The 19,402-nt window shown below is 62.9% G+C and carries 16 protein-coding genes; 2 read left to right on the plus strand and 14 right to left on the minus strand.

Annotated elements, in window-relative coordinates; all coding sequences use genetic code 11:
* Positions 1–91: 91 nt before the first annotated feature.
* From C8D99_RS12745 to C8D99_RS12760, 4 genes are read right to left on the minus strand one after another with little or no spacing between them, the layout of a single operon-like run.
* Entirely contained in the window at positions 92–1,375 is a 1,284-nt protein-coding gene (locus C8D99_RS12745) for a TRAP transporter large permease (RefSeq protein WP_133958888.1), read from the minus strand.
* A gap of 4 nt (positions 1,376–1,379) precedes the next feature.
* Positions 1,380–1,874: a TRAP transporter small permease gene (locus tag C8D99_RS12750; protein WP_133958889.1), complete on the minus strand. Its 495-nt coding sequence runs from the start codon at positions 1,872–1,874 to the stop codon at positions 1,380–1,382.
* The gene (locus C8D99_RS12755) at positions 1,871–3,163 is read right to left on the minus strand and encodes a nickel-dependent lactate racemase family protein (protein ID WP_133958890.1); all 1,293 of its coding nucleotides are present in this window, start codon (positions 3,161–3,163) and stop codon (positions 1,871–1,873) included. Before C8D99_RS12755 ends, C8D99_RS12750 begins: the two co-directional genes overlap by 4 nt.
* A 14-nt stretch (positions 3,164–3,177) precedes the next feature.
* Positions 3,178–4,266 (minus strand): Ldh family oxidoreductase, encoded by a 1,089-nt coding sequence (locus C8D99_RS12760; protein WP_243833937.1) that lies wholly within the window; start codon positions 4,264–4,266, stop codon positions 3,178–3,180.
* Between the two features lie 563 nt (positions 4,267–4,829).
* On the opposite strand from C8D99_RS12760, the gene C8D99_RS12765 reads away from it, so the two are divergent.
* Positions 4,830–6,881, plus strand: coding sequence for an NAD(+) synthase (locus tag C8D99_RS12765; protein ID WP_133958891.1), 2,052 nt, complete (start codon positions 4,830–4,832; stop codon positions 6,879–6,881).
* A 26-nt stretch (positions 6,882–6,907) separates the two neighbouring features.
* Positions 6,908–8,122 (plus strand): chromate efflux transporter, encoded by a 1,215-nt coding sequence (chrA, locus tag C8D99_RS12770; protein WP_208321188.1) that lies wholly within the window; start codon positions 6,908–6,910, stop codon positions 8,120–8,122.
* Positions 8,123–8,177: 55 nt separating this feature from the next.
* Here the strand turns inward: chrA and xylB are convergent, their stop codons facing one another.
* From xylB to C8D99_RS12815, 10 genes are all read right to left on the minus strand, one after another.
* A complete protein-coding gene (xylB, locus tag C8D99_RS12775) occupies positions 8,178–9,647 on the minus strand; it encodes a xylulokinase (RefSeq protein WP_133958892.1) in 1,470 nt (489 codons plus the stop codon).
* Positions 9,648–9,663: 16 nt separating this feature from the next.
* Positions 9,664–10,749, minus strand: coding sequence for an Ldh family oxidoreductase (locus tag C8D99_RS12780; RefSeq protein ID WP_133958893.1), 1,086 nt, complete (start codon positions 10,747–10,749; stop codon positions 9,664–9,666).
* 14 nt (positions 10,750–10,763) lie between these two features.
* On the minus strand, positions 10,764–12,365 hold the full coding sequence (locus C8D99_RS12785; protein ID WP_133958894.1) for a bifunctional metallophosphatase/5'-nucleotidase: 1,602 nt from the start codon (positions 12,363–12,365) through the stop codon (positions 10,764–10,766).
* Positions 12,362–12,592 carry a hypothetical protein gene (locus C8D99_RS15465; protein WP_208321189.1) on the minus strand — a complete coding sequence of 77 codons (231 nt, stop codon included), beginning with the start codon at positions 12,590–12,592 and terminating at the stop codon, positions 12,362–12,364. The genes C8D99_RS12785 and C8D99_RS15465 overlap by 4 nt, the downstream gene beginning before the upstream one ends.
* Before the next feature lie 56 nt (positions 12,593–12,648).
* On the minus strand, positions 12,649–14,142 hold the full coding sequence (locus C8D99_RS12790; RefSeq protein ID WP_243833938.1) for an amidase family protein: 1,494 nt from the start codon (positions 14,140–14,142) through the stop codon (positions 12,649–12,651).
* Positions 14,143–14,195: 53 nt separating this feature from the next.
* Positions 14,196–15,545: a short-chain fatty acid transporter gene (locus C8D99_RS12795; RefSeq protein WP_133958895.1), complete on the minus strand. Its 1,350-nt coding sequence runs from the start codon at positions 15,543–15,545 to the stop codon at positions 14,196–14,198.
* A gap of 187 nt (positions 15,546–15,732) precedes the next feature.
* Complete coding sequence (locus C8D99_RS12800) at positions 15,733–16,488, minus strand: SIR2 family NAD-dependent protein deacylase (protein WP_208321190.1); 756 nt, start codon at positions 16,486–16,488, stop codon at positions 15,733–15,735.
* A gap of 55 nt (positions 16,489–16,543) precedes the next feature.
* A complete protein-coding gene (locus C8D99_RS12805) occupies positions 16,544–17,836 on the minus strand; it encodes a TRAP transporter large permease (protein WP_133958896.1) in 1,293 nt (430 codons plus the stop codon).
* Positions 17,833–18,306: a TRAP transporter small permease gene (locus C8D99_RS12810; protein ID WP_133958897.1), complete on the minus strand. Its 474-nt coding sequence runs from the start codon at positions 18,304–18,306 to the stop codon at positions 17,833–17,835. Before C8D99_RS12810 ends, C8D99_RS12805 begins: the two co-directional genes overlap by 4 nt.
* A gap of 76 nt (positions 18,307–18,382) precedes the next feature.
* Positions 18,383–19,357, minus strand: coding sequence for a TRAP transporter substrate-binding protein (locus C8D99_RS12815; RefSeq protein ID WP_133958898.1), 975 nt, complete (start codon positions 19,355–19,357; stop codon positions 18,383–18,385).
* Positions 19,358–19,402 lie beyond the last annotated feature (45 nt).

Genomic DNA, 19,402 nt, shown 5'->3' on the forward strand with positions numbered 1-19,402 from the left:
TTAAAATGACGCTTTCGTATCCTGGAAGTTATGAACTCCGGAGCAGATGGAGCTCATGAGACGGAGTTTTGAAGGCCAGTCCGACAGGCTCCTAGGGCAGGACGAGATTGGGGATGAACAGGATGACCTGGGGGAAGAAGATGAGCAGTACCAGTACTGCCAGTTCCGCCACCACGAAGGGGGCGATGGACTTCACCAGCTCCTCGAACTTCACCCCCGCTACGCCGGTGGCCACGTAGAGCACCGTGCCCACGGGCGGGGTGATGAGCCCGATACCCAGGTTGACCGACATGAGCACGCCGAAGTAGACCGGGTCGACCCCTACCTGCTGCATCACCGGCAGAAGGATGGGGGCAAGGATCAGCATGGCCGGCGTGAGGTCCATGACGAATCCCACGAAGAAGAGCAGGACGTTGGTCATGAGAAGCACCCCGAGCTGGGAATCGGTGATGGACTGGACCATGGCCGCCAGCTCGAAGGGAACCCTGGCCCTGGTGAGGAGCCACGCCGTGCACATGGCCATGCCGCAAAGGTAGAGGACCGTGGCCGTGGTCTTGCCGGTGGCGAGGAAGATGCCCGGCAGGTCTTTGAAGGAAATCTCCCTGTAGACGAAGAGGCCGAGGATCATGGCCACGAAGGCGGAGACGGCCCCGGCTTCAGTGGCAGTGAAGACGCCGCCCAGGATGCCGCCCACGATGATCACGGGAATGGTAAGGGCCCACCCGGCACTCAGGAGGGTCTGTCCCACCCGCCGGAGGGAGAATGTCCTGTCGGGTGCCGGACGGGCGATCCCCTGCTTTTTCGTGATGAAATAAGTTGTCACCATCAGCGCGAGTCCCACGATGATCCCCGGGATGATCCCTCCGAGGAAGATCCTGGCGATGGAGGTGCTGGTGATGATGCCGAAGAGGATGAAGGGGATGCTTGGCGGGATGATGATGCCGATCACCGCCGCCGAGGCGCAGATGGCTGCCGCCAGGGGACCCGGAAAGCCCTGCTTCTTCATGGGGGGTATGAGGAGCCCCCCGATGGCGGCCGTTTCAGCCACCGCCGAGCCGCAGATGCCGCCGAAGAACATGCTGCTGAGGATGGAGACGTGTCCGAGACCTCCTGTGATGTGCCCCACCAGCGCGTCGGCGAAATCCACCAGTCTCCGGGCGATGCCTCCCCGGTTCATCACCTCGCCCACGAACATGAAGAAGGGAATGGCGAGGAGGGGGAAACTGTCCGCTCCCTGGATGACCTTCGCCGGGAGGGCCATAAGGGGGATGTCCATGACCCAGAGCATCACCAGGTTGGCTATGCCGAGGCAGAAGACGATGGGAACGCCGAAGACGGTGAAGAAGAACAGGATGCCGAGAAAGAGCCAGAGCATGGGCCTACCTCCTTTCCTGAGCGGTGGGCATGGTCCGCAGGCGCCCGATCCACTGCAGGATCTTCAGGACGTTCTGGACGAGCATGAGCGCCCCGGTCAGGGGGACCACTCCGTAGACGAAGGTCATGGGGATGTCCAGGGCGGGGGAGAGGTTCGTGGCTGATACGGCCACATCCCAGCCAAACCACGCGATGACGAAGATGACCGCGCCGATGCAGATCTCACCCAAAAGGCGGATGACGGTCCTCGCCTTTTCGCTCCGGATCCTGTCCACCACGAAGTCCAGCCCGATGTGCTCGTTCAGTCCGTAGGCGTAGGCTGCCCCCAGGAAGGTCACCCAGATGAAGAGGAACCGGGAAAGTTCGTCTGACCATCCCAGGGAGCTGTTCAGGAAGTACCGGGTGAACACGCTTACCCCCACGATGATGAAGAGGGCCACGGTCATCACGGTAAGAGTTGCCTTGTACAGTACGATGCCGAAGTGGAGGAGCCGCTTCATGAAGAGGGACCCCCTTCGGGCTCGTGGATGGGAAGGAGGTCCCCCCCGTTCTGCAGGATGATGACCTTCGCTCCGGGGCCGGTCATGGAGAAGGCGAGGTCCACGGCCTCCTGGGGAGTTGCTGCAGGGGCGAAGCCCAGCTTCCGGGATGTTTCCGGACTGATGCACGGACAGACCATGATTCCCCTGCCCTTGTCCCGGATGATCCGTCCCACGTGGACGATGTGGGCGGCCAGGGTGAGGTCTTCGATTTCGCCCCGGTCCACCATGGCCTTTGCCTCGGCGAAGGGAAGGTAGCCGATGTCCGTCAGCTCGGGATGTCCCTGGGCCACCCCTTCGGGGCAGGGGGTCACCGTCACCAGGACGCCGCCCTTCTTCAGGGGAAGATCTCCTGCGTAGATGCCCTTGGCGGCCTGCCAGAGTTCGCTGTCCGCCGGGAAGGTGTCGGTGATCACGATGTCGGCATACTCCGGGAAGGGAACGCCGAAGATCTCCCGGGACGCCTCGCAGCCCGCCGCGTGGGCCTTTTCCGGGTCACCGCAGACGCATCGGTAGATCCGCTCCTCCCGGTCAAGCACCACGTTCACGATGAAGGAGAGCCCCGCTTTTTTCGCCACGGCGTTCATCTCCCGGCGCACGGGGTTGTCGATGGTCCCCATGATCTCTTCTCCTTCGTAGAGGGCGCTCACCCAGTGGGTCTGGCCGGTGGTGACCACCCCGGAGACTCCGGGCTGCACCATCTTCGCTCCTCCGGAGAAGCCCGCCACCCTGTGGGGGGTTATGTGGCCCAGGGCCACCACGTGGTCGAATTCCAGGAGCAGTTTGTTGACCCACACTTCCGTGCCGTGCTCCGTTGTCCCCAGGTTCGCCAGCCCCTTTTCGTCATGGGCGTCGTGCTGGTAGACCCGGACCCTCTCAAGGAGATCCTTCCCGACCTTGGTCTCCACCTCGGCGTCCGACATGGCCCGATGGGTCCCAAGGGCGATGAGGACCGCGGTGTCCTGCAGGGCCACCCCGCCCGCCGCAAGTTCCTCGAGAACCAGGGGGAGCAGCCGGGCCGTGGGGGTGTTCCGGGTGTTGTCATCGATCAGGATAAGCGCCGAGTTCCCTTTTTTCACCATGTCCCGCAGCCTCGGGGAGCCGATGGGCTCTCCGAGGGCCCGCTTCACTTCTTCCAGGTCGCTCCCGGAGGAAAGGGCCGCCGTCCGGGGGGCGAGCACCGCAAGAAGATTGCCGTCTGGAATGACCGCGTCTCCGAATCCCTCGTAGGGGAAGGATATCCGTGCCATGACGCACCTCCTCGTCAGATTTTTTCGGGGGGAGTGAGGCCGAATTCGGCGGCGAAGTCCTTCAGCATTCCGAAGGTGGCATCGTCCAGGGGCACTCCCGTCTCCAGGGCCTCCTTCCTGCGGAGGGTCTCCTTTTCGCCGTGGACGTATACCCGCTCGTTCCCCTCGGAAGGAGCGGAGGAGCGGAGGGCGTCCAGCATTTCCCCGACCCGCCTGCGGATGTCCTTCTCGTCGCCGAAGAGGTCGAGCCTTGTGGCGGAGAAGAAGTGCCCCACGTTGGCATCCATGGTCTGGAAGACGTCCCGGGTCCAGGGACCTCCCGCCAGGGGGCCGCAGAGCATGTCCACCAGGACGGCGAGGCCGTATCCCTTGTGCCCGCCCATGAGCTCGCCGGCTCCTCCGAGGAAGAGCAGGCCTCCCCACTGTCCCGTGGGGTCCGCCAGAATGGACGTGGCCTCCGACGGATCGGTCACCGTTTCTCCCGACTCGCCCACGAACCAGCCCTCGGGCATCTCGAGATTCCGGCGCTTGTAGACGCCGAGCTTTCCCCGGGGGGCCGTGGTGGTGGCCATGTCGAGCAGCCAGGGAAGTTCGCCGTCGGAGGGGATGCCCACGGCGATGGGGTTGGTGCCGAGCAGGCGCTCCTTTCCCAGGGTGGGAACGGCGCACCGGATGGTGTTGGTGAAGGCGCTGCCCATGAGCCCTTCCTTCACCGCCATTTCGGCCCACAGGCCCGCCATGCCGAAGTGGTTGGAGTTCCGCACCGAGGCGAAGCAGGTCCCGTGGGCCTTCGCCTTTTCAATGGCTTTTTCCATGGTGAACTCCGAAATGTGGGCCCCCACGCCGTAATGGCCGTCCACCACGAGGGAGATGGGGGTTTCGTGGACAATTTCCGGGTCCTCTCCCGGCTTGACATGGCCTCCTTCAAGCTCGTTCCGGTAGACCTTGAGCCGGGTGACGCCGTGGGAGGACACTCCCCGGGCGTCGGCCTCGGCGAGGACCACTGCGGTGATCCTGGCCTTGTGCTCCGGATAGCCGATGTTCACCAGGATGGAAGCTGAAAGATCCACCAGCGCGCTGTACTTCATGCGATCATATGCCACGCAGAATCCCTGCCTTTCGGATTATTTCATCGTCCTCCAAAGGAGCCGGAAAAAGGCCCCCTGTTCCGCTCAGTGAAAAAGCCTTATGGTAACCGGCTTTTCAATTATACTGCCTCCCGCACCTTCTTTGGGAGAAAGGAATGGGAAGGCGGCAAGTGAAATGAATCCTTTTTTTCTTCGTTCCTTTGGCCCAAATCCGCAGGTTCTCCTGGCAGAGGGAGTGTCGCCGGGCATAAGGTGAATTCGACCCGCTAGGGTCGAAGAGATCTCGCTCCGCGCACTTTGCGGAGATATCCCCTGGGGGACAGCGCCCGGGCCGAGAAACCGACATGGATGTCGGTTTCACAAGCAGACAACCGGCGAACGAAGGGAGCCGAGTTGATCGCTTGGGCAGTTGTCAAGGACGACAATCTGCACCGGCGGCCCAAGCGAGCACCGGTGACGCTCCCCGCTGCCTGCGGATTTAGGTTTGGGGAAAGGAAAAGGGTAATGATAAAACCGCTGAATTGGTGTATTGTAGGGTCAAATGAGCTTTCGGAGGATCAGGGAGGTACGTTCCCGCCATGAAGAAAGAATTCGCAAACCTGTACAGCCATGACTTCATCCGCGTGGCGGCCTGCGTTCCCGCCGTCAGGACCGCGGACCCTTCCCGCAACGCCGGGAAGACCATCGGGCTGCTCCGGGAAGCCTCGGACCGCAGGGCGGTGCTCGCGGTCTTCCCGGAGCTGGGGATCTCCGCCTACTCCTGCGGGGATCTCTTCTTCCAGGACGCCCTGCTGCGGTCAGCCCTCAAGGGGCTTGAAGCTGTCCTCGGTGCCTCGGCTTCCCTGGACATGGTCATTGCCGCGGGAGTCCCGCTGAAGATCGGGGACGGTCTTTTCAACTGCGCGGCCGTCCTGTTCCGGGGCCGCATCCTCGGCGTGGCCGTCAAGAGCTTTCTCCCCAACTATCGTGAGTTCTATGAACTGAGGCATTTCAAGCCCGCCTCCGCCCTTCCCTCCGACACCCTGGACCTCCTGGGGCAGAAGGACATCCCGGTGGGAGCGGACCTCATCTTTGAAGCGGAAGGGATTCCCGGCTTCAGGCTTTTCTGCGAAATCTGCGAGGACCTCTGGACTCCCGTTCCGCCCTCCTGCTACGCCGCCCTCTCCGGGGCCACGGTGGCGGTGAACCTGTCCGCCTCGAACGTCACCACCGGAAAGGCGGACTATCGCCGGGCCCTCGTCGCCAATCAGTCGGCCCGGTGCATCGCCGCCTACGTCTACGCCGGGGCGGGACCGGGGGAGTCCACCACCGACCTTGCCTGGGACGGTCATGCCCTGGTGGCGGAGAACGGGGAGATCCTGGCGGAGTCGGAGCGGTTCTCCCGCGAACCGGCCGTGACCCTGGCCGACGTGGATCTTGGCCGCCTTTCCAGCGACCGGGCGACCATCACCACCTTCTCCGATGCCGGGGGAAGGACGGAGCGTCCCTCCTTCCGCAGGATCACCTTTCCCCTCGGCGCACCCTCGGGCATAATTCCCCTGGCCCGTACCGTCCCCCGGTTTCCCTACGTTCCATCCGATCCATCCCTCCGGGAGCGCCGGTGCCGGGAGATTTACAGCATCCAGGTCCAGGGGCTCGCAACCCGGATGGAATCGTCGGGGATACGGAACCTCGTCCTCGGGGTGTCTGGAGGGCTCGACTCCACCCAGGCCCTCATCGTCTGCGCCAGGACCATGGACCTTCTGGGGCTGCCGAGGACGAACATCAAGGCCTATTCCCTTCCCGGCTTCGCCACCTCCGAAAAGACCGCCGCCAGCGCGCGGAAACTCATGGAATCCCTGGGGGTGGAGGCGGGGGAGATCGACATCCGGCCCGGATGCATGCAGATGCTGAAGGACATGGGGCACCCCTTCGCAGAAGGGAAGCCGGTCTATGACGTGGCTTTCGAGAACGTGCAGGCGGGGCAGAGGACGTCGCTCCTCTTCCGGATCGCCAACGCCAGGAGCGCCATGGTGGTGGGCACCGGCGACCTCAGCGAGCTCGCCCTCGGGTGGTGCACCTACGGCGTGGGGGATCACATGTCCCACTACAACGTGAACGCCAGCCTTCCCAAGACCCTCATCCAGTATCTCGTCCGGTGGGCCGCCTCAAGCGGAGTTCTCGGCAAAGAGGTGTCCCCGGTGCTGGAAGCCGTCCTCGGAACGGAGATCAGCCCGGAACTCGTCCCGGGATCGGCGAAGGACGGCCCCTCCCAGAGCACCCAGGCCGTCATCGGGCCTTACGAGCTGCAGGACTTCAACCTCTTCTACATCCTGAGGTACGGCTATCTCCCGTCCAAGGTCGCCTTCCTTGCGGAAGCCGCCTGGCGGGACGCGTCAAAGGGCGTGTGGCCGGACATTCTCCCCGGGCGGCGGACGGAGTACACCCCTGCCGAAATAAAGCACTGGCTTTCCGTCTTTCTCCGCCGGTTTTTCACCATGAGCCAGTACAAGAGGTCCTGCGTTCCCGACGGACCCAAAGTCGGTTCGGGAGGATCCCTTTCTCCCCGGGGCGATTACCGGGCCCCGAGCGACGGGAGTTCCGCCCCGTGGGAGGAGGACCTGGAGAACATCCCCGGCGGAGAGCGCTGAAAGCCGGTGGACGGAGGTAAACGGCCGTGACAGGGACAGAAGGTTCAGCGGCAGGAAGCGGCTGCAGGGAAGGAGGTACCGTGTCCCGGGCTTCCTTTCTGAAGGATGTCTTTCTCTGTTCTCTGGGAGCCTACGGGGGGCCGGAGGCCCACATGGGGGTCTTTCTCGACCAGATGGTGGTGAAGCGCCGCTACCTGGACGAAGAGGAACTGATCGAGCTTATCGCTCTCTGCAGTCTTCTTCCGGGGCCCACCAGCACCCAGACCATTGTCGCCATCGGGCACAAAACGGGTGGGCCGCTGCTGGGCCTGCTCACCATGATAGTCTGGGCATGCCCCGTTCTCCTGGTCATGACCGCCCTCTCCTTCCTCTACCAGTTCCTGGACATGCTGGACATCTCCCGGTCGGTCCTCCGGTACGTAGGTCCCATGGCCGCCGGCTTCATCGCCGTGGCGGCCTTCCGCATCGGGCGGAAAGTGGTCACGGACAGGGTCACGGCCCTCCTGCTTCTTTTCGGCGCCGGAGTGACTTTCTTTTTCCGGAATCCCTGGGTTTTCCCGGCGGTGCTTCTTTCGGGGGGAGCGGTCATGCTTCTCCTCCGCGGGGAGCAGGGAATGTGGCACCGGGCGGAGGCTTCTCCTCCCTGGCGCTATCTCGTCCTCTTTCTTCTTTTTGCCGCCGGGGGAGCGGTGATGCGGGAAGGAGGCTTTCTTCCCGCGGAGCTCTTCGAGCGGTTCTATCGCTACGGGTACCTTGTGTTCGGAGGGGGGCAGGTGGTGGTGCCCCTTATGTTCAGCGAGCTGGTGGAGGCCCGCTCGTTTCTGACGGGGCAGGAATTTCTCACCGGGTACGGCCTTGTTCAGGGTCTCCCCGGTCCCATGTTCAGCTTTGCGGCCTATGCGGCGGGGATGGCCGCCCGGGAAGGGAGCATTCCCTTCCAGGCCCTGACCGCCATCGCGGGGGGCGTCGGAATATTTCTCCCCGGCCTGCTGCTCATCTACTTCGTCTACCCTGTATGGAACTCCGTCCGGGAAATCCGGGCGATCCGAATCTCACTCCGGGGGATCAACGCCGCCGCCGGAGGAATGATTGCCGCATCCGCAGCGCTTATGATGGGAGCCGCCGGCTTCAGTGGCGAAAACCTCGCCGTCTTCGGGGCCACGGCGGCTCTCCTGGTTTCGGGAAAAATTCCGGCTCCCCTGATCGTGGCCGCCTCCCTGGCCGCCGGGGCTCTCATCTGAACAAGCGGAAGGCGTGCCAAATAAGACCGGGGGGCAGAGCCCCCCGGTCTTATTTCTATCCGTTTCCCGCCGTGGCGTCGAACCGCTCCCTGAGGTCCCGGTAGAGGGCCTGGAACTGAACGTATCCCCGGTCGTAGGCTTCCTTTTCCGCAAAGTCCGGTTCCACCGTTTCCAGGATCCGGGTCCATTCCCTCACATCGTCCAGGGAAAGGCCGCCGCCGAGGGCGGCAAGCATGGCCGCCCCGTAGGCTCCTCCTTCCTCCGTTTCAGCCACGGAGACGGGAAAGCCCATCATTGAGGCGGTCATTCTGCGCCAGACGGCGCTTTTCGCCCCACCTCCCGCCATGACGACCCGCTTCACCGGGGTGGCGGCCCGGACCAGCTCGAAGGAATCCCGCAGGCCGTAGGTGATTCCCTCCATGACCGCCCGGAAGACATGGCGCCTGTCGCTCATGGAGGACAGGCCGTAGAGCACTCCCCGGGCGTTGGGGTTTCTGTGGGGAGTGCGCTCCCCGTTAAGGTAGGGAAGCCAGAGCATGCCCCCGGCACCGGGGGGTGTCTCTTCGACCGCCTTCCCGATGCCGTCCCAGGTGAGGTCCCTTCCCATGGCGTCCCGGAACCAGTTCAGGGACGCTGCGGCGGCGAGCATGCACCCCATGTAGTAGGACTGGCCGGGAAGGACGGAATTGAAGAAATGGAGCCGCCCGGTGGGGTCGGGGGCGGTGGACTCGGTGACGGCGAGGACCGTCCCGGAGGTGCCGATGGAGATCATGCAGTCTCCCGGAGAGGCAACCCCGAGGCCAAAGGCGGATACGGCGTTGTCCGCCCCGCCGCAGACCACCTTCGTCTCTCCCCAGCCGAGACGCCGCGCCAGCTCGGGCCTGAGGGTTCCCCGGATTTCCGCCGATCCCTTCACGGGGGGGAGCCATCCTTCGTCCACGCCCAGGGCGGAGAGGAGATCACTCCGCCATTTCCGGGCGGAAACGTCCCAGCAGGAGCTTCCCGAGGCGTCGGACCACTCCGTGGCCCGTTCGCCCGTGAGGCGCCAGCCGATGTAGTCCTTGGCGATGTAGCAGGTGGCGATGTTACGGTAGACCTCCGGCTCGTGCTTCCTTATCCAGAGGATTTTCGGCAGGGTAAAGCCGGGATAGATGAGGTTTCCGGTCATTTCCACCACCCGGGATTCCCCGCCGAGAAGGGTCTCTGCCCCGGCGCACTCCGAGGCGGTGCGCTGGTCGCACCAGAGAATCGCCTTCCGCAGCACCTTTCCTTCCCGGTCCACCGGCACGAGGGTGTGCATCTGCCCGGAAAGGCCGATCCCCCTCACCCGGACATTCCCTGGCACGGAAGAGAGCAGCTCCGTCACTCCCGTCCACCAGTCCTCCGGGTCCTGCTCGGCCCAGCCGTGTCCGGGGGTGGAAATTCCGAGGGGGCGGGAGCGGCTTTCCACCACTTTCCCCTCCCCGTCGGTCAGGATCATCTTGATGCTGGTGGTGCCGATGTCCAGACCGAGATAGACGTCCATAAATCCCGCCCTCCCTTCAGGGTTCCAGCCGGGGCATCCCGAAGAGGGCCGCGTATTCGTCCAGCTTCTTCCACGTGGCGGGATCGAGGTATACCCCTTCTTCCAGAGACTTCATCCGCCGTTCGTATTCCTTTTCCCCGTGGATGTAGATCCTCTCGTGCCCTTCGGCCTTCGGGCTGCTGCGGAGCTTTTCGAGGATGTACTCCACGTGTTCCTGGATGGCCCCGCTGTCGCCGAAGAGGTCCAGGCGGGTGGCCTGGAAATAGTGGCAGATGCCGCACCGTTCGGAGTAGGCGTCGAAGGTGGGGGCGCCGAGAGAGATGCCTGCGGTGAGGAGTTCCACGAGAAGGCCGAGGCCATACCCCTTGTGTCCTCCCAATGTCTCCCCGCTCCCTCCGAGGAAGACGATTCCCCCGTAGGGGCTCGCTCCGAGGCGCGCGATCTCCAGGGCCCTCCCGGCGTCGCACAGATCCTTTCCGTTTTCGTCCACGAACCACCCCTCGGGCATGGTTCCTCCGCGGCGGGCCGCCACTTCCACCTTGCCCATGGCCACGGTGGTGGTGGCCATGTCGAGCATGAAGTGGGGCTTTTTTCCCCGGGGAATGGCCACACATATGGGGTTGGTTCCCAGCAGGCGCTCCCGGCCGAAGAGCGGAATGGCCGCCCGGATGGTATTGGTGAGGGCGATCCCCATCATTCCCGCGTCGGCGGCCATCTCCGCCCAGACCCCGGCCATGCCGAAGTGGCCGGAATCCCTGACGGCGGTCATGCAGGTGCCGCTCTGCCGGGCCTTTTCGATGGTCCTTTCCATGGCCATTTTCGCCGCGGCGAACCCGGAGCCGTTGTTTCCGCTTATCACCATGGAAACGGGGGTTTCAGACACAATTTCCGGCTGCCCGTGAGGGTCGGCCTTCCCCTTGGCGATAAGATTATGATACAGCTCGACCCGGGCCGCACCGTGGGACGCATGTCCCCGGGCGTCGGCCTCAACGAGAACCCAGGCCCCGGTCTCCGCCGCTTCCCTGGAATAGCCGAGCCCCTTCTCCAGCATGTCCGCCACGTAGTTTCTGAGTTTTTCGTATCCGACCGTCGTTCTCTCCATCTAAAACACCTCCGTCATCGAAGAATGGTGATCCTGCCTTCCGCTTCCCCGCGCATTTCTTTGAGGAAACGGACATAGTCCGCCGCCGCCTCGAGATACATCTGCTCCATGGAGGAGAAGGCGGAGCCGTTTTTCTTCAGGATGTAGTGTTTGTCTCCTCCACCCGCCGTCCAATCCGTGGTGGCCACGGTGTAGATTCGTTTCGGGTCCACGGGAGCCCACGACCCGTCGGGCTGCCGCACCTCGGCCTTCACGAGCCTGGCCCCCTGGGTCCGGACGACTCCGTTGTTGTCGATGAGCAGGGGCTGCCTCTTCGGGTCGATGGAGAACCTCAGCCCGGAGACCTGGAGAAAGCCCCCGGTGGGAACCCTCATGGCCGCGTCGTAGCTCTCTTCGCCCAGGGCGTAGCCCGAAGCGGACGTTTCAAGCACCATCAGCAGGTCGCTGCCGGAGAGGGATCCCTTCCACAGAGAACCGCCGAAGGGCATCATGTTCGTGAGGGTGGCGTAGGTGGCCGATCCTGCCGGGTAGATCCTGTCTCCCCGGATGCTGCCGCCGGCAAGAAAGGCCACGTCGGCGCCGGCCTTCCACCGGAAGGCGTCGGCGAGGAAGTTCCCCAGGGGGGCCTCCCCCGTCCGCAGGGTCTCCCTCCGGGCGTCGAAGTCTTCCGGCTGGGGGGCGAGGGGGATGTCCAGCTTCTCCTTCAGCCGTTCCCGGAAGGGCTCGATGAGCAGGGCGACCCGGGGATCCTCGGGGATGTCCTTCCCCAGGGGAATCGCCCGCCAGGATGTTCCCTCCCTGTTCGCCATGCCTTCCGAAAGGACAAGGTCCATCCTTCCCAGGTGCCTGGCGTAGGATCCCGCCTGGCCTATGACGGTGACCCAGCCGCCGGGGCCCTCCACGAATTCTTCCCGCTCCATGAGCGTGTGGCTGTGTCCTCCGAGAATGGCGGAAATCCCCGCCACGGACCGGGCGATCATCCGGTCCACGTCGAGGCCGCAGTGGCTCAGGAGCACTATGGCGTCGCATCCTTCCCGGCGGAGGAGATTCACCATCCGTTCCGCCTCGGATGGAAGGTCCTGTCCGGCGCGGAAATCGCCCCTTCCCGAGGTCATGGCGCCCAGCTCGGGGGTGATGAGGCCGAAAAAGCCCAGGGTGAGGCCGTCGGTGGTCTTTTTGATCCCGTGGGTGGGGAAGGGGGCAGGACGGCCGTCCCTGTACCTCAGATTGGAGACCACCACGGGGAACGGGGCCCGGGATACCGTTTCAAACAGCACGTCCTCACCGAGGTCGAACTCATGGTTGCCCAGGGTGCCCCCGTCGGTGCCGAGCAGGGAGAGGCCCCTCATCTCGGCGTGGCCGTGAAAGTAGAAGAACAGGGGACCTTCGTTCACGTCACCGATTTCGAAAAGGAAGGTGTTCCCCGGGTTTTCTTCCCGGATTTCCTGGATCACCGTGGCGGCCTTGGCGAGGCCGCCAACTCCGTCCTCGGAATAAATGTGGCCGTGGATGTCGTTCAGAGACAGCAGGGTGACCCTTCCGCCGGAGGCGAAGGCCGCGGTCGCTAGAACCAGGAACGCCAGGAATGTCAGAAAACTTTTCCGCAGGATTTTCATGGCTGTACCCCTTTCTTTGAGTTCCGTCCGGTTGTTTGCTGCCTTCTGCCGGGGACGTCCTCCGGGACGTCCATACCGTTTTTCACCGGCTCCATGCCGGCCTGAGATTCCAGGGCCCCGCCGCTCCGGAAGGTCATCGCATGGTGTGTCTTCAGGAGCTGCCGCAACAGGCCTTCGGCCTCTTCACAGAGGAGGAAGAACTCCTCCTCGAGGGCGGGGTCCGCCAAAAAAAGAGAAGGGGGGAGACCTTAAGGTCTCCCCCCGGTCCTTCCCCTATTGTACCTCAGGAAAGCGGTGGCGTGCTGAAGGGCGGTTTTCTGAAACGGGTGAGCTGTTCGAAAGCATAGGCCATGGAGATAAGGAGTCCCTCGCTCCAGGGCCGGCCCAGGATTTCCAGTCCGATGGGCACTCCGCCGGGTGCCGACTCCGTGGACCTGGAGAATCCCGCCGGCAGGGCGATTGACGGGAAGCCCGTGGCAGAGCCCAGGACTCCGTTGCGCTCCACCTGGGATTCGCCCACGGGTACGGCGAGCCGCTTCTGGTGGGGGTACACGAGGGCATCCAGCTTCAGGTCCGCCATGAGCTTCATCACCTGGGTCTTCAGGGCGAGGCGCTTCAGTGTGCGGGACCGGTATTCGTCACTGTCCTTGCTCAGTCCGGCGGCGGTCTTCATGTTTTCCACGATGCCGGGGTGGATCTTGCCGGAAGCGATGAGTGCATCCACCGTATGGTACGCGCACTTGCCGCCGAGGCTCTTCAGGTATCCCTCGAGGTCGTCCTTGAGGGTATGGAGATGGACGCTCACCTTCGACGCCAGGTAGTTGGTGTCGATAGGCTCCGACACCTCCACGAGTTCGGCCCCGCCCTCCTTCATGGCGTCCAGGCTCCGCTTCATGGCTGCGTTTACGTCCTCGTGCTCCGGCTTGTCGCCGAAGAGGCTCCGGAGAACGCCGATGCGCTTTCCCTTCAGGCCGTCCGGGCAAAGGCAGTCCATGTAGCTTCCGGGAGTGTTTCCAACGGACCATGCCGTCTCCGGGTCCGCCGGGTCGTACCCGGCGATGGCGTCAAGAACGATGACGGCATCCTCCACGGTGCGGCAGATGGGCCCCGCGGTGTCCTGGTCAAGGGAGTAGGGGGAGATGCCGTCCCGGCTCACGAGGCCGATGGTGGGCCGGATGCCCACGCAGCCGCAGGCCGAGGACGGGGACCGTATGGAGTTGATGGTGTCGGTGCCGATGCCCACGGCGGCGAAATTGGCCGCCATGCCGGCGCCAGTGCCGCCGCTGGACCCTCCCGGTGTTCTGGTGAGGTCATAGGGGTTGATCACCTGCCCGAGGATGGAGCTTACGCTCTCTCCCCACACGGCGAACTCGTGCATGTTCGCCTTGGCAATGATCAGGGCTCCCGCTTCCCGGAGCTTCTTCGTGATGAAGGCGTCGTCGTCGGGAAGGTAGTGCTCAAGGGAGAGGGACCCGCTTGTGGTCACCATGTCCCCTGTCTCCACGTTGTCCTTCAGCAGCACGGGAATGCCGTGAAGGGGACCCGATGGCCCTTTTTCCCGGAAGATACGGTCGAGCTCGTCAGCTTCTTCCAGCGCCCTGGGATTGACCAGGATGACGGCGTGGAGGGAAGGCCCTTTCCTGTCATAGGCTTCAATGCGGCGGATATACTCTTCCGTGATGGCTCTGCAGGATGTCTCACCGCGCTTCATGGCCTCATGGATCTGCCTCACGGTGGCTTCTTCCACGCGAAAACCCTTTTCGGACAATCGTTCCACTTCCTTTCGTTCAGTGTATTCCGGCGTGTCTGCCTGCTCTTTCTTCTATCCTCCTACACCGGAAGGAACAGGAGAGGAATGGCGAAGACGAGGAAGCTCAGGATCATCACGGCTGTGGCGTAACCGATGACGTCCCGGGCTTTCAGGCCGGTGATGCCGAGGAGCGCAATGGCCCAGAAGGGCTGCAGCATGTTGGTCCAGGTGTTGCCGTAAGCCACGGCCAGGGCCGACTTGATGTAGCTGGCGCCCATCATTTCCGCCGATTTCATGGCGACGGGGCCCTGGACCGCCCACTGGCCGCCGCCGCTCGGGACGAAGAGGTTGACCACGCTGGAGCTGATGAAGGTCCAGAGGTAGAAGGTGTTCAGCGTGCTGATGGACACGATGGCCGCGGAGAACACGTCCACCAGGCCCGAGTAGCGGACCATGCCCATGATGCCCGCGTACAGGGGGAACTGGAAGATGACGCCGCTCACGCCCGGCGTGGCGTCCTTCACCGCCTGGACGTAATCGGCCATGGTGCCGTGAAGGGCAATGCCGGCGAAGAAGAAGATGGCGTTCACGATGTTCAGGTCGAGGTTGAATCCCTTGGTGGAGAAGTGGTAGTAGATGTAGGTGAAGCCGAGGGCGGCGAGGAGCAGGGCGATGATTTTGCTGTTGTTCATCTTGTCGCCCACTGTGACCACCTGGCGTGCCCTATGGGCGCCTTCGTCGGTCCTGTCGAGGAGTGCCGCCACGTCAGGCTCGAGGAGCTTGATCTCGTCGTCCTTCGGGTGGATCATCCACGCGAAGAGGGGCGGGAAGACCAGGACGCCGATGGTGACGGCGATGTTCATGGGGTTGATCATGTAGTCCGCGATGGGGATGATGCCGATCTGCTTCTCGAGGAAATGTCCCGGGGTGGCGATGAGGAGTCCCACGGAGGCCGACAGGCCGCCGTGCCAGGTCATCTGCCCCAGGTAGGCCGCGGCGCCGATGAGGCCGTATTCAAAGGTCAGGTTCCGCTTTTTCAGAGACCGTCCCACTTCCCGGGCCAGAAGGGCGCCGAGGACGAGGCTGAGGCCCCAGTGGACGATGGAGACCGCTACGGAGACCAGGGCGACGAAATACACCGCCTGTTTGCTGTTCTTGGGGATGGACGCGAGGGCGGAAATGCCCTTCTTGATCGCCGGAGCGTTTGCCACCGTGGATGCTGTGATGACCATGAGGGCCATCTGCATGCTGAAGGTGAGGAGCTCCCAGAAGCCCTTGTACCAGTGGAGAACCATATCCATGGGGCCGCTTGGGGTAAGGGCCATGCCGAGGCCGAACGCGATGAACGTCAGCAGAACCGCGAAGATGCTGGGGTCGGGGATATACTTGAAGGACCATGCCGCCATTGACTGACCGAGTTTCCTGAACATGCTCATCCCTCCTTGATCAGATGAAATTCCTGGGTTGTGCAGACTCTCGTCGGAAATGCTTCAATGCAGGTGCAGGAGCGGAATAATCCCCCCCTTCATCGGATGATTGAATTGCAGCAGACTCTACACATTGTCTATGACATTATCAGAAAAGTCAATTGTATACCTGAGAGGGGCGTTTTCGATTTTATATTGAATTGGCCGTAAGGCGCTGGTTTTTCCGGATTATTTCGTTCACTTTTTCCAGGACGTTGCCTATGGAATCCCTGATGGTGCCGTCAGCGACAAGATCGAGGTGGGTTGGGGTATTGTTGACGATGAAGAGCCCTGCCCCGTGTCTTTTTGCCCTCTCGGGAAGCAGGTTGGCGGGCGAGACGGCGAGGGATGAACCGAGGACGAGAAAGAGGGAGCATGACAGGGCAAGGTCCATGGCTGCCGAGAGGGCGTTTTCCGGGAGCATCTCGCCGAAAAGGACCACCGCCGGACGGAGCTTCCCGCCGCAGTGTCCGCAGGCGGCCTCCGATGAAAACCGTTCCGCCGGGTACTCGCTGCCGCAGGACTGGCAGCGGACTCTCGTGAGGGTGCCGTGGAGTTCCCGGACCGTTTTCGACCCCGCCGCCTGGTGGAGTCCGTCCACATTCTGGGTGACCACGGCCGAAACCAGCCCCCGGCGCTCCCATTCTGCCAGGATTCGGTGTCCCCTGTTGGGCTGAACTTCACCAAGGATCTCGATGCGCTGCCGGTAAAAGGCGGCGAACTGCTCGAAATTCCTGTTCAGGGCGTCCGTGGAGGCGAGCTCTTCAGGTCGGTACTGCTTCCACAGGCCCTGCTGCGAGCGGAAGTCGGGCAGGCCGGATTCGGTGCTCATCCCCGCTCCCGTGAACACCACCGTGGAAGGGGATTCCTGAAGGGCTTTCGCGAGAAGTGCAATCGGGTCGTTCATTTCGGGCCTCCTTATAAAAAAAACCCGCCCGGCCATGCCGGGCGGGACCGGTATGCTACGCTCCCCTGAGCAGCCGGGGAAGGAAGAGGATGATGTCCGGGAACCAGGTGAGGATAAACAGTACCGCGATCAATGCAAGCAGGTAGGGCACCACGTCCCTCATGATCTTGTCGATGGAGATCTTGGTGATGCTGGACACCACGAAGAGGTCCAGTCCCACCGGGGGCGTGATGCACCCGATGGCGAGGTTCACCACCATGAGTACGCCGAAAAAGACGGGGTCGATCCCGAGGGAGAGGGCTACCGGCAGAAGGATAGGTGTCAGGATGACCACCGCCGCCGAGGCGTTGAGCAGAGTTCCTATGAAGAGGAGCAGCACGTTCACCAGCATGAGGAAGACCAGGGGGCTGTCCGTCATGGCGGTGAAACCGGCCGCTATCTTGTGGGGAACCTGGGCGTTGGTGAGGATCCAGCCGAAGAGGTTGGCAGCCCCCACCACGTACATGATCATGGTGGTGCTGGTGGCTGCGCTCAGGAGCACCTTGGGAACGTCCTTCCACTTCAGCTCCCTGTAGACGAACTTGCCGATGACCGCTCCGTAGACCGCGGCCACCGCAGAGGCTTCCGTGGGGGTGAAGATGCCCCCGTAGATGCCGCCGAGGATGATCACCGGCATGAGAAGGGCCCAGATGCATTCCTTGAAGGTGGAGGCTATCCGTGCGAAGGTGGCCTTTCCCTCGCCGAGATATCCTTTCTTTCTGGCGATGAACCAGCTCACAATGCAGGTGGCTCCTCCCATGAGGATGCCGGGGGCGAAGCCGCCCATGAAGAGGTCTCCGATGGAGGTTCCGGCGATGACCCCGTAGACCACCATGGTGACGCTCGGGGGGATGACGATGCCCACGGTGCCCCCCGTGGCTACCACTGCCGCCGCGAATGACTTGGGATAGCCCCGCTTTTCCATCTCGTCGATCATGGCAACGCCGATGGCTGCGGTGGTTGCCGCCGAGGAACCGGAAAGGGCGGCGAAGAACATGCCGGCCACCGCCACCACGAGGGCAAGTCCCCCGGCGAGGGCCCCCACCAGGGCGTTGGCGAAATTGACAATCCTTCTGGTCACGCCTCCCGAGGACATGAAGGAACCCGCGAGCATAAAGAAGGGCACCGCCATGAAGGAGAAGGAGTCGATGGAAGTGAACATCCGCTGGGCCACCACGATGAGGGGAACGTTCATGGTGGCGTAGACCACGATGGCGGACGAGAGGCCGAGGGCGGCCGCGATGGGCGCTCCCGTCAGGAGAACGGTGATGAAGAAGAAGAGCAGAAGCCAGAGAGTGAGATCCGTCATGCCGTTTCCCTCCTCCGGACGAGATCGAAAAGTTCTTCGAGGGCGAGGAGGAGCATGCCCCCGCAGCCCAGGGGGATGGAGATGTACATGTAGGACATGGGGATTTCCATGGCCGGCGACGTTTGCCAGACTGCAAGCTGTACCATGCGGATTCCCTGCCAGACCATGACGGCCAGAAAAGCTATGCTGCAGAGGCATCCCGCGATTTTGAGCCTGCGGAGTCTTTCGCCCGTGAACCGCTCCGTGAGCAGCCCCACCACCATGTGCCCTCCCTGCCGGGATACCACGGGCAGGGAGAGGAAGGTCACCCAGACGAAAAGGTACCGTGAGAGCTCTTCGGAGTAGCTTGCCGTGTAGTGGAAGAAGTACCTCGAAACCACCTGGAGAAAGATGATGATCAGCATAAGGCCGATGCCCGCCATGGAGAGGAAGGCAAAGGTTTTTTCCATAAGCGCGAGGAATTTTTTCATTCAGCCGCCTCCGTTCGGATGGTGAGTTGAAAAAAGACGGGAGCGGCGCAAAGGGGCCGCTCCCGTCCGGAGAAAATCAGTTCACGTTGACGATGGCTTCGATGTTGTGCTTGCCGAGTTTTTCCTCGAACATGGCCCACACGGGCTTCGTGGCTTCCATGAAGGCGGCCTTGTCTACGTCGTCGTTGATCTCGCTCTTTCCGCTCTCGCGGATTTTATCCCAATACTGGTTCTCGAGCTGCCGGCACAGGTCGCGCTGCCAGTCACGGGCTTCGTCGGCAGCTTCCTGGATGGCCTTCCGGTGGTTCTCGGGGAGCTTGCTCCACACGCCCATGGCAACGAGAAGAGGCTCCGCGGAGTAGGTGTGGGCGGTGAGGGAGATGTATTTCTGCACCTCGAAGAAACGGGATGTGAAGATGTGGGCCGCCGGGTTCTCCTGGCCGTCCACCACGCCCTGCTGCATGGCGGTGAACAGTTCGCCGAAGGCCATGGGGGTGGGGCTTGCGCCGAGGATCTTCATCATTTCGATGTAGATGGGCTGCTCCATGACCCGGATCTTCAGGCCTTTCACATCCTCGGGCTTCCGGATGGGGTTCCTGTTGTTGGTCATGTGGCGGACGCCGTTCTCCCACATGGAGAGAACCTTGATACCCCGCTTCTCGAGGGGCTGGCAGATCTCCATGCCCACGGAATCGAGAGCCTTGTAGGCGTGGGGAATGTCGCGGAAGATGAAGGGAAGGTCGAACACGGCCGCCTCGGTAAGGAAGTTGCCGAGGACGGCGGTGCTGGTGAGGGTCATGTCCACCGTTCCGAAGGTGAGACCCTCGATGAGGTCGCGCTGGTTTCCGAGCTGGCTGCTGGGAAATACCTGGACTTCAACCGCGCCGCCCGTCTTGTCCTTCACCAGCTCGGCGAATTTCACCGCGCCCTGGGCGTATGGGTTCTGGGGGTCGGCGATGTGCCCCAGCTTGAGGGTGTGCTCCGCCGCGAAGGCGGCCGATGCCGCCGCTACGAGCAGTACTGCAAGAAACACGACCGAAAAACGTTTCATCCCTTTTCTGCCTCCTCTATGAAATGAAGTATGCCATTAAGGCCC

This window comes from Aminivibrio pyruvatiphilus, assembly GCF_004366815.1.
Classification (GTDB): Bacteria; Synergistota; Synergistia; order Synergistales; family Aminobacteriaceae; genus Aminivibrio; species Aminivibrio pyruvatiphilus.